The 12,512-nt window shown below is 43.5% G+C and carries 7 protein-coding genes and 2 pseudogenes; all 9 read left to right on the forward strand.

Annotated features, from left to right (window positions below; genetic code table 11):
- Positions 1-178: 178 nt before the first annotated feature.
- On the forward strand, positions 179-961 hold the full coding sequence (locus MFLO_RS10510) for a helix-turn-helix domain-containing protein (RefSeq protein ID WP_241433625.1): 783 nt from the start codon (positions 179-181) through the stop codon (positions 959-961).
- A gap of 67 nt (positions 962-1,028) precedes the next feature.
- Positions 1,029-1,673 (forward strand): fructose-6-phosphate aldolase, encoded by a 645-nt coding sequence (gene fsa, locus MFLO_RS10515; protein WP_036097926.1) that lies wholly within the window; start codon positions 1,029-1,031, stop codon positions 1,671-1,673.
- On the forward strand, positions 1,670-2,020 hold the full coding sequence (locus MFLO_RS10520; RefSeq protein ID WP_036097928.1) for a hypothetical protein: 351 nt from the start codon (positions 1,670-1,672) through the stop codon (positions 2,018-2,020). The genes fsa and MFLO_RS10520 overlap by 4 nt, the downstream gene beginning before the upstream one ends.
- A 77-nt stretch (positions 2,021-2,097) precedes the next feature.
- Positions 2,098-3,345, forward strand: a pseudogene (locus MFLO_RS10525) (multidrug efflux MFS transporter); the annotation flags it as partial.
- A 3-nt stretch (positions 3,346-3,348) separates the two neighbouring features.
- Complete coding sequence (locus tag MFLO_RS10530; RefSeq protein WP_036097930.1) at positions 3,349-4,047, forward strand: NAD-dependent protein deacylase; 699 nt, start codon at positions 3,349-3,351, stop codon at positions 4,045-4,047.
- Positions 4,048-4,155: 108 nt separating this feature from the next.
- Positions 4,156-5,500, forward strand: a pseudogene (locus MFLO_RS10535) (hemolysin family protein).
- 62 nt (positions 5,501-5,562) lie between these two features.
- Complete coding sequence (locus MFLO_RS10540) at positions 5,563-6,522, forward strand: LacI family DNA-binding transcriptional regulator (RefSeq protein ID WP_036097931.1); 960 nt, start codon at positions 5,563-5,565, stop codon at positions 6,520-6,522.
- Positions 6,523-6,601: 79 nt separating this feature from the next.
- Positions 6,602-6,961, forward strand: coding sequence for a hypothetical protein (locus MFLO_RS10545; protein WP_036097932.1), 360 nt, complete (start codon positions 6,602-6,604; stop codon positions 6,959-6,961).
- Positions 6,962-7,895: 934 nt separating this feature from the next.
- Positions 7,896-12,512, forward strand: a 4,617-nt coding sequence (locus tag MFLO_RS10550; protein ID WP_036097934.1) for an Ig-like domain-containing protein, incomplete at its 3' end; no start/stop codon positions are given.

Genomic DNA, 12,512 nt, shown 5'->3' on the forward strand with positions numbered 1-12,512 from the left:
AAAAAGGTTGATTGCGCAACCTTTTTTCTGATAAAAAATTGACTTTAAAAGAGCATTTTGCCACAATAAAGTAGAAAGGACGCGTTGACTGTGAATATCCATGAACTCAAGAACAAATATCCTGCAATGAAACTATCAAAAAAACCGCTTCAATCGAATCATGAATTGCTTTACTTTTTTGAAGCGCCTTATTATTTCACCATTCCCCAAAAAAAACGTGCCGGCTCCCGAGCGCGAACTGCTAGAACTCCTGTTTGATACGCCGGAACTTCACTTCCGCTCCGAACAAGAAACCTTTTGGTACGAACTATTATTTGGAGAAAAGAACACGGCTCCTGCTTTTACATCTAAAGGCTCCATTCGGATTATTCAATTTAACATCCAGCAAGCTGATTATCCTGAAGAAACTTACAGCGAATGGAAAACTGCCCTTCTTAGCTTTTTTAACAGCGATTCCATCTTACTTGAACTTTCTCGTAGCTACGGGCTAATTATCGAGCCACTTTCGGATTCAATGCTTGGCGAAGCGGAGCTCGAAGCTGTCGCAGATACTCTATTCAGTGATTTTTTCTTGCCGGTCAAATTTTTTATGGGATTATTTCACAGCAAGAATCCCAAATTGCGTGCTATTTTTGAAGAGGAACGTGCTTTATTCGATTTATCTAGTGAGAGACCCATCGAAACTGTGGAAACAGCAAGCCTTGCTCCTCTTGCCAGTTCACTTAAAAATAGTCCAATCGCGGCAGAACTCGTGCAGCTGTTTATAGATGACGAAACGCTCAAGCCACTCATTGAAACGCTCTATAAAAACCAAGGCAATATCAGCTTAACCGCAAAAGATCTATACATGCACCGTAACTCGATTCAATATCGGCTTGATAAATTTCAAGAACAAACTAACTTATCACTACGCAAACCAAGCGGTCTATTGTTTGCTTATTTATGTACACGAATTGCTTAACCCAAGCATTCATTAGTTGATTGCGTTATAATATTTGTAAGCGTTTAACTAAGGAGGATGAAGAACTATGAAATTTTTTATTGATACAGCGAATGTAGAAGAAATCAAGAAAGCGAATCGAATGGGTTTTGTTGCTGGCGTCACTACAAATCCTTCTTTGATCGCAAAAGAAGGACGGGATTTTTCAGAAGTTGTCACAGAAATTACTTCGATTGTTGACGGGCCGATCAGCGGTGAAGTTGTCAGCCTCGAAGCAGATAAAATGGTAGAAGAAGGACGAGTCATCGCTAAAATCCATCCGAATATGGTCGTCAAAATTCCGATGACTGGCGAAGGTCTTGCCGCTGTTAAACAGCTAGATGCAGAAGGAATTAAAACGAATGTCACACTCATCTTCTCTGCTGCACAAGCACTTCTTGCCGCTCGAGCAGGAGCTACTTACGTTTCGCCGTTTCTTGGACGACTAGACGACATCGGTCAAGACGGGTTAGAACTCATTGATGACATTGCTGAAATATTTGCGGTTCACGACATTAAAACAGAAATTATCGCAGCAAGTATTCGTCACCCGATTCATGTTATCGAATGCGCAAAGCTCGGTGCTGATATTGCGACCGTTCCTTATAAAGTATTGGAACAAATGTTGAAACATCCGCTCACAGATAGCGGTATCGAAAAATTCTTAGCAGATTACGAGGAGTCTAAAAAATGAATAAATCTTATATTGTCACAAAAGCCCATCATCCCAGCATAAAACACCCGCTATTTCTCAATATGAATGAAGGGATTTGGATTTTGCAAGAAGATAATGCCTATCCTGGATGGGTGCTTGTCAAAGCCAAATCAAGCGGTACAGAAGGCTATGCCCCGAAGCAGATTATTGCATATGGCGAAAATGAAAATTCTGGGACCGTGACAGAAGATTACTCCGCACGCGAACTGGACGTAAACGTGAATGACAAGCTTGAAAGCAACCGCGAGCTGAACGGCTGGGCTTGGTGCGTGACTGAGGAGAAAAGAGCGGGCTGGGTTCCGCTTGAAAATCTGGAAGAAGCCTAACAAATCGAACTCCGCTTGGATCTAAAAATCCGGCGGAGTTTTTTGATACTTCCAGCAAATCGGTTTCAAAGTACGGCTCGTTATGGAATAATAGAAGAGAAAAATTCAGGAAATCTGGTGAGTGTATCATGAAAGATTGGAAGAAAAATCTATTTATCGTTTGGATCGGCTGTTTTTTAACGGGAACCGGACTAAACCTCATCATGCCTTTCCTGCCGCTTTACGTGGAAGAACTGGGCGTTACAGACCCCGGTCAAGTCAGTCTTTATTCAGGTGTTGCGCTTAGCTCCACCTTTTTTGTTTCCGCTATTATGGCGCCGATTTGGGGACGTCTTGCCGACCGAAAAGGACGCCGTGTTATGTTACTCCGCGCCGCACTCGGGATGAGCATCGCGATGATTCTAATGGGACTTGTCTCAAACGTCTTTCAGTTTATTGCACTAAGGCTCCTGATGGGCATTTTCTCAGGCTATATTTCTACCGCCAACGCTTTGATCGCAACACAAGCACCGCGGCATAGAAGCGGCTATGCACTTGGAACGCTATCAACAGCGGCCGTATCCGGCGTTTTAATTGGACCGTTAATCGGCGGCTTTTTATCCGATATATTTGGCGTCCGCCCAGTTTTCTTTATTACCGGGATACTCCTTGCTGCAAGTTTCTTCTTAACCTTGTTCTTTGTGCGCGAAAGTTTTACCCCAGTTGAAAAAACAGAAACCCTTTCACTAAAGGACGTATTTTCTGCTCTGCCAAATCGCCATTTAATTTTCATTCTCTTTTTCACTTCGATGATGATCCAAGTCTCAAACAATGCCGTAAGCCCTATCCTAACCCTTTACGTGCGAGATCTTGCCGGCAATATTTCAAACATCGCCTTTATCAGCGGAATGATCGCCGCCGTTCCAGGTGTCGCTTCCCTCCTCGCCGCTCCGCGGCTCGGCAAGTGGGGCGACAAAATCGGAACAGAACGAATTCTTCTTGGTGCGCTGATCGGTTCCATGGTTCTCCAAATTCCAATGGCTTTTGCCGAAACACCGCTTCAATTTGGTATTCTTCGCTTCTTGCTCGGCATTGCTGACGGGGCGCTTCTTCCTGCCGTCCAGTCCCTGCTTTCAAAAAACACACCGCGCGAAATGACAGGACGCCTATTCGGCTATAACCAGTCCTTTCTATACATCGGCAACGTTGTCGGACCGCTCGCAGGTTCAACGATCGCGGCACACTTTGGATACAGCAGTGTTTTCCTTGCCGTCGCCTTCTTCATCCTGATTAACGTACTTTTGTCGCTGAATTTCAACCGTACCGTTCATCATAAGGAGGAATAAATTATGGATAAAAACAAACAGCTACATGAGGCTATTTCCGCCGCAGATCGGATTGTCATTTTGACGGGCGCGGGGGTTTCCGTGCCTTCCGGGATTCCGGATTATCGTTCGAAAGACGGGCTTTATGCCGGGAAGCACAACCCCGAATACTTGCTTAGCGAAACTTGTCTCCAAACAGAACCCGATGTGTTTTACGAATTTGTCACCCAAAACCTTTACTACCCAAATGCGAAGCCGAATCTGATTCACACGAAGATGGCAGAACTTGGTGAAAAAAAGGCGGTCACGATTATCACGCAAAACATCGACGGGCTACATGAAGCAGCCGGATCGAAATCTGTGATTAATTTCCACGGCAGCTTGTATCATTGTTATTGCGAGAAGTGCGGTCAGGATGCGAATCCGGAAGACTACTTGCGCTCGGATACCCATCAAAATTGTGGCGGGCGGCTTCGCCCTGATGTCGTCTTATACGGGGAAGGGATTTCGGAGGCGGCGATTCAAGGTTCGATTGAGGCGCTTCGGGCGGCCGAGCTTGTTTTAATCGTTGGCACGAGTTTCAAAGTCAGCCCGTTTTGCAATTTGATCGACTTTAAGCGCGCCGAGGCGCCTGTTTTTGCGGTGAACAAGGAACCCATTTTCCTTTCTCAGCCATTTACGATGATCCAAGATGATGCGCGTTTTGTTTTTGCCGACATATAACAATCCAAGCACGCATTTTTGACCAAAAGGTTAAGAACATGATAAAATTTGAGTGACCGGGCAAAATTCGGTTAATAAAATTTTTCTTTTAAGGAGTGGACGATTTTTATGTCACCTGACCCCGAGAGTCAGCAGATTATCTTTCAATTAATTCTTATTTTGGTGCTTACGCTTCTCAATGCATTCTTTGCTTCAGCCGAAATGGCGCTTGTGTCTTTAAATAAAGGCCGCGTCAAAAACCAAGCTGACGGCGGTGATAAGAAGGCGATCAAACTGATGCAGCTTATCCAAGACCCGAGCAATTTCCTTGCGACGATCCAAGTATGTATCACGCTTGCCGGATTCTTCTCCAGTGCTTCTGCGGCCACAAGTATCGCGACACGTTTTGAAGTTTACTTAGGCGGCGGCGCTTTCGCGAAGGAGCTTTCGATCATTATTGTCACCGTGATTCTATCCTATATTACGCTTGTCTTCGGCGAGCTCTATCCAAAACGGATTGCTTTGCAAAAATCAGAAACCATTGCGCGAATTGCGGTTACTCCGATTCGTGTTGTCGGCTTCCTGCTTCGTCCGTTTGTTAAATTGCTTTCGCTTTCCACAAACGCGCTTGTCAAATTAACACGGATGGATAACGCTTCTGAGGACGATAAAATGACGCGTGAAGAAATGCAGCTACTTGTTGAAAATGGCGGCAAAGAAGGTATCTTAGAAAAAGAAGAACTCAGCATGCTACGCGGTGTTTTTGAACTGGATGATAAATATGCGCGCGAAGCGATGGTTCCAAGAACGGATGCTTTTATGATTGATATCGAGATGGCACCTGAAGAAATTTGCGATTTAATTTTAGAAGAAAATTATTCACGGATTCCGGTTTATCGTAATGATCCGGATTCAATTGTAGGTATTCTGCACTTGAAAGATTTTTTTTGCTGCGGCACGTCACGTCGGCTTTGAGCGAGTGGAAATTGCTTCCCTTGTGAAAGAAGCTTACTTTGTTCCAGAAACGATGTTTATTGATGATCTTCTTAAAAATATGCAGAAGACACGCAATCAAATCGCGATTTTGATGGATGAATACGGTGGTGTTGCCGGCCTCATCACAATCGAAGATATGCTTGAAGAAATTGTCGGCGATATTGATGATGAATACGATGATTTAACTAATGAGTTTACGAAAATAAATGAGCACACCTATGATCTTGACGGCATGCTTGCCCTCGATGACTTCAACCGAATGTTCCAAGTCGAACTGCCTTCGCGCGGTGTAGATACAATCGCCGGGTTTGTTCTGACGCTGCTCGGAAACATTCCAGAAGACGGCGAAACAGCAGTAGCTGAATATGATGATTTTATCTTCACAGCACTCGAAATAAAAGATGCAAGGCTTGTCTCTATCCGTGCTGAGCGGAAACCGGCTCCAGATGCGGAACCGGTACAGTTAGAACTTGCGTAATTCCAGGGCAGAGCGGCTTTAGTCGCGCTGCCCCTTTTTTTATTTGAAAGGAGCCGTAACTGATGACAAATATTCGAGAAATTGCGAAACGAGCTGGCGTTTCAGTCACGACGGTGTCACGGGTTTTAAATGAGCATCCCTACGTAGCAAGTGACAAGCGTGAACGCGTCGAAGCGGTCATCCGCGAAATGGATTATACGCCAAATCGTAGCGCCACAAATCTTGCTCGCGGCAAAACCAATACGATCGGCGTTATCTTGCCGTATAATGACCATCCTTGGTTTGCGAAGCTTGTCAGCGGCATTCTTGAAGAGGCGTTCCACAAACGATACTCGGTCACGCTTCTCCCGACAAACTATGATCCGGTGATGGAGAAAAAGCATTTAATGCGGCTAAAAACCAAACAAGTTGATGGTATTATCGTGACATCACGCGCCAACAAACTGAAGGACATTGAGGAATTTACGGAATTTGGGCGGATTGTCGTCTGTGAGGAAACAAATTTAACCGCGTTTTCTTCCGCCTACATCGACCGCTTCCATGCGTATCAAGACGGCTTTCGGCTGCTTTTACAGAAGGGCTATAAAAATATAGCGTTTACGACTGGACGTTCGGAAGTGATCAGTCCGAGTACGCGCAATAAGATTCGGGCTTTCGAGGAAACATTCGGAAGAAAAGCGGACAATACGAACTTACTTCGAGACTGTGCCAGTGTAGCTGACGGAATGAAGGCTGCAAAATATTTTTTTGGCGGCGACCGACCACGTCCGGATGCGATTTATGCGACGGATGATGAAACGGCCGCAGGGATCATCAAGTATGCGAAGGAAAATGGCATTCGCATTCCAGAGGATTTAGCGATTCTTGGGCAGGAAAATTTGCCGATCGGGCAAGTTCTTGATATCGCCACTCTCGATCTCCATATTGAAAAGCTTGGGAAAACTGCTTTTACGCTATTTGATAATCCTGACATTCAGAAAAAACAAATTCAACACGAAATTATTGAAAGAAAAACCTTATAATTTCAAAAAAAGGGCTTGACATGAAACCCGTTTCATCATTTAAAACTAAGGTATACGTTGGTGAAAGGGGCGGAAATCTATGAAAGTCGAAGGTGTTTGCAAGGTTTACTCGGATATTGGAATGGAATATCGCTACGGGGAATTTTATATCGACAGAGATTATTTAGTATTTGAGCAAAACTATAGTTATCAAATTGGGAAACGTCATACTTACCCGCTAAAGAGTCTACGAAATATTGTACTTATCCCGAAAAATCGTCAATTGTGTCTAACTTTTGCAAGTGAAAACTTTTGTTTTGAAATTAGTGGGACTGAGAAGATGCTTTTGCCGCTTTATAATGAGTTGCGAAATTTGAACGGTCATACTGCGAACCGAGATAAAACAGCACGAAAACGCACGAAATATACAACACACCACCAATACTACTTTGCCAAGTGAGATAGAAATAATTGAAATACCTTAGCAATCATTTTTGATGTGGAGGATAGTTTTTAGATACAAAAAGGTATTGTATTCTTTATCTGAAGTATTATCGCAGCTCAGTCACAATTTCGAGCATAATGAATTGCGATTTTCGTTAGGAATTTATGGTTAAGCTACACTTATATGTTTAGGGATTGAAATATAAGGGGCATCTGTCAGTTGAAGGGGTGAAAGGAAAGGCACGTTTTGCGAACGATGTAACATTTTTTGCTGGGACTGAACCTGTGTTGCAGCTATTTCTGAAAGCGGCACCGTGACTTTAACGAATACCAATGAAATGAATGTCGACTTTTATCTGTTTGGAATGGGAAAAATATTAATGAGATTGCTAGTACAAGTGCTAGACAGAGCAGAATAAGCCTCATTCTGCTCTGTTTCTCTTCACTCGTTGGGGGTTGCTTAGTCGACTAACAGATACATTGAAGACTCGATTTAGGACATGGAATGTGCACATGCGGCAAGAGCAGATTTTGGGCTTACCTTAAGGGGAGCGGGATCAGCTGCTGGTTCTGCTGCAGTGGAATTTGTTTTTTTAAAACCAGACGAAATTTTACATCTAACTTAAGAGAAACGAATGCTTTTACGACGGGAATATTTTTTCCTGTCTTTTTTTATAGTAAGAAATCAAATTAATTTTTCATTCTAGTTTGCCTACCTTTAGTCATCTTGGAAATTTCTGAAAATAACTTTTTTGCATCTTCTAGGATGGAAAATGATTATCTGTAATAAATAAATTCAAGAAACTGACAAAATCTCTCAGATTAAACCCTCCCAAAGGCTAAATTAGCTCCATGTTTATTGCTGTAAGATTGAAGTGAAGGGAGGGCAGTCTGCTACCTAGTTTACTTTATACAATGATTAATCAACAGAAAGGAAAGATTTTTAGAATATGACAAAACAGAATTCGAAGAAAAGTATTTACATGAAAAAAGGGTTCACCGCTTTACTTATTGCAAATGTGTTAGCTTCACCCATGATTACAAATTTTGCACCACAGATAGGGATGGCAGCTGAGTCTGATTTACAATCGAAATCAATTAGTACAATGGCGAACACGACTGGAGCCGCAGCGATTGATGATCCTGTTAGGATGCCAGTTATCAGTAACGTAATGGATAGCCTAATTTCAGACTATGGGGTTTTCGGTTTTAATGCTACACCAGGTTCGACTGTTTATATTACGTTCGGTTCAATCACACGTACCGCAACGGTAAGCGCGACGGGTTACTGGGAACTCACTAAGAATATTCCAGATAATATGCCTGTTGGAACAAAAGTTACAGCTTATGCAGTACTGAACGGTGTGTACAGTAAGACCGATACCACTTATGTTAAAACTGCTATCCGCGGTTCTGGTACAACTGGTGATGGTAAAATTGCCATCCCTATAGTGAAAAAGCCTGTGACCAATCGTGATACAAGTATTAGTATAGGGGCAGGTTATAGTTCTACAGTTTATGCCAACATTAATGGGAAAATTTATTCTGCTCCAGCTAGTGCAGGTTCCATTTCAATTCCTAAACAAGCCCCTGGAACAGAAATCATTCTGTATGCAACGATTGGTTCACATACTGGTTATCTCGGAAGAACAGTCGTTTTGTATGAAGAAGGACCTCAACTGGCAACACCAACGATCAATACGGTGAAAGATAATCAAAAAATTGTGACGGGGACAGCTGAGCCGAATACAACTCTCACACTTTATGTAAATGGTTCTGCGGTTGGAACTGGGGCAGTTGGCTCAAACGGGCAATATTCGATCACGATGAATTCGACTTATCCAGTCGGAACGACGATTCAAGCAAAATCTGTCAATAGCGATGGTGATGAAAGTCCATATGGAAGCACAAAAGTAGTCACAAGTGTAACCTTGGCAGCTCCAACGATCAACACGGTAAAAAATACAGATACAGTTGTAACAGGTACTTCGACGCCAAACACACAAATTGTGTTAACGATTAATGGGACGCAATATACTGGAACTACGGGTTCTAATGGGCAGTATTCGGTGACGATTCCTAAACAAGCTGTAGGGACATTAGTTACGGCGCAAGCGAAAAATGGAACGGATTCTTCACCAACGACTTCGACCACAGTCATTGCAGGAACGATTGCAACACCAACGATTAACACGGTAACAACAGATGATACGCTAGTAAAAGGAACTGCTCCGGCAAACTCGAAAGTCACACTAACAATTCCACAAGATGATGGTTCAACGAAAACTTGGACGGGCACAGCTGATGCGAGCGGCAACTATTCGATTTCTATTGCTAAACAAGCTGTCGGCACAAAAATTGAAGTAACTGCTGAAAAAGACGGTATCACTTCAGCCAAAGCATCTACAACAGTTATTCAAGGCGCTCTTAAAACGCCAACAATTAATGGACTAACAACAAAAGATACATTAGTGACAGGGACAGCGGAACCAAATGCAAGTATTACACTTCGTATTCCACAAGGCGATGGTTCTTACCTAAGCTTCACAGGAACTTCAGATGCAAGTGGAAACTATGCGATCAGTATTCCTGCTCAAGCTGCGGGAACTACGGTAGAGGTTGGCTCATCGAAAAACAATCTTTCTTCTGCTAAAGCTTCGACAGTCGTCACTCAAGGCGACATTGCAGCACCAACCGTGAATACTGTTACCGATCAAGATACTGTAGTGACTGGGAAAACCGAACCAAGTGCAACAGTTAAAGTAAAAATTCCACAAACAGGCGGCGGTTCGCTTACTTTTGAAGGCACTTCGGATGCAAGCGGCAACTATTCGGTTCCCATTTCGAAACAAGCTGCAGGTACAACGATTGAAGTGACCGCGGAAAAAGGTGGACTGACTTCGGCTAAGGGAACAACATTGGTTGTTCGAACAGCAATTCCAGCTCCAACAATTAACGAAGTATCGGATAAAGATACAGTCGTAACTGGGAAAACCGAACCGAATGCTGATGTGACATTAGCGATTCCACAAGCAGGTGGTGGTTCATTAACATACACAGGCAAAGCGGATGCTAGTGGAAACTATACCATTACGATTCCTAAACAAAAAGCAGGGCAACCCATTCAAGTAACGGTTACTCTAGATGGTAAAACTTCTCCAACTGAAAGTACAACCGTAGTCGATAAAACAGCCCCCGATGCTCCAGTTCTTTTACCAATCAATGATCAACAAGAAGGCGCATCAGGTACAACTGAACCTTATGCAACGGTTGAATTAACCGTAGACGGCATGAAGATTGGGGAAGGGAAAGCAGGATCTAACGGTGATTTCTGGATTGCTATACCGAAACAAACCGAAGGGAAGCAAGTAGTCGCAACGGCGAAAGATGCTGCAGGTAATATAAGTACGCCTTCTTCGGTGATCGTTACTGGAACGAAAATTGCGACACCGACAATCAATACGGTGAGTGATAAAGATACGATTGTCACTGGGAAAACTGAACCAGGCGCTACGGTAACACTAACGATTCCACAAGCAGGCGGCGGTTCGCTTACGTATACAGGAACGGCAGATGCAAGTGGCAACTATGCGATCACAATTGCCAAACAAACAGCTGGCACTGTCATCTCGGCTGTCGCAACACTTGGTTCGAAAACAAGTGATAAAGCTTCTACAACAGTTGTCGATAAAACAGCTCCTGATGTAACGTTGAGTCCTATTGCAGATGATCAAGCTCTCGCAACCGGTCAAACTGAAGCTAGCGCAGCGGTTAAGATCTATGCGAACGATGTATTGATCGCACAAGGAACTGCTGGTTCAAATGGTCAATACAGTATCACGATTCCAAAACAAGCGGCAGGTGTAGTGGTTAAAGCAACGGCTACCGATGCAGCTGGCAATGTGAGCACACCAGCTTCTGTAACAGTTACGGCAACAGCAATTCCAACACCAACGATCGATACTGTTGGGGATAGCGATACACTTGTGACAGGGAAAACTGAACCGAATGCAGATGTGAAACTTACGATTCCACAAGCAGGTGGCGGATCGCTCGTTTATACTGGGAAAGCAGATGCAAGCGGCAACTACGCTGTTGCGATTGCAAAACAATCCGCTGGAACAGAGATTCAAGTAGTAGCAACGGTTGGCTCAAAAACCAGTGCAGCAGCTTCTACAATCGTTGTTGATAAGACAGCTCCTACTGTTACACTGAACGCTGTAAATGAAGACCAAACTTCTGTAACCGGTCAAACTGAAGCTAATGCTGCAGTGAAAATCTATGTGAATGAAGTCTTAATTGCCCAAGGAACAGCAGGTGCAGATGGCAAATACACCATCACGATTCCAAAACAAGCAGCAGGCGTCACTGTAAAAGCAACGGCTACCGATACAGCAGGGAATGTCAGCACACCAGCAAGTCAAGTGGTTACTTCTGTTCCATTGAAAGATCCAACGATTAATAAAGTGATCGACACAGATACAGCAGTAACAGGTACCGCAGATCCAAATGCAACCGTGACATTACGTATTCCGCAAAAAGATGGCTCGGCACTGGTTTATACAGGAACAGCTAATTCAAGCGGAAACTATTCGATTACCATTTCAAAACAAGCAGCTGGTACAGTTATCGAAGCAACTTCTTCGCTAAATGGCAAGACATCTAACACAGTTTCTACAACTGTTCAAGCTTCCCCAGTGGATTACACATTGACAGCACAAGCAAGCTATACTATCGGTGCTGGAAATATTTCTGGCACATATGGTAAAGATATCGCAACAGTCAATGTTCTTGTGAACGGCACTGTGGTAGGCCAAGCTACACTAAGCAATGGCAACTATACATTCAGCGGTTTGAATACCTACATCAAGAAGAAAACAGATACGCTGCAAGTGGTTGGATTAGATAGCAGCGGTACTGAACAAGCCCGTAAATCAATTACGATTACTGGAAATGATGTAATGGATTACAGCTTAACAGCTCCAGCTAACTATACGATTGGCTCAAATAGCATTAACGGAACATACGGAGAAGATATTGCCAAAGTCAACGTACTGGTCAACGGCAAAGTCATTGGACAAGCTACAGTCAATAATGGTTCGTATACATTTACAAACCTGAATAATTTCATTGCTAAGAAAACAGATACATTGCAAGTGGTCGGATTAGACAGTAGCGGTGCTGAACAAGCCCGTAAATCGATTACAGTCATCGGCGATGACGTAATGGATTACAGCTTAACGGTTCCTGCAAGCTACACGGTTGGAACTTCTACTATTTCCGGCACATACGGAAAAGATATCTCGAAAGTTCGTGTTTGGGTCAACGGAGTAGTTGTTGGTCAAGCGACGACAGATGGTAATGGAAACTATACGTTCTCAGGTATGGAGAAATTTGTCTTCAAGAAAACGGATAAAGTAGAAGTTGTAGGCGTGGATAGCCGCTATGTCGAGCAAGCACGGAAACCGGTCACAGTTGTTGGGAATGACGTGATGGACTATGATCTAACGGTCCAACAAAATCCTTATGTGATTGGCACTTCGACGTCCTTAACTGGTACTTATGGC

The sequence above is a fragment of the Listeria floridensis FSL S10-1187 genome (genome assembly GCF_000525875.1).
In the GTDB taxonomy this organism is placed as follows: Bacteria; Bacillota; Bacilli; order Lactobacillales; family Listeriaceae; genus Listeria; species Listeria floridensis.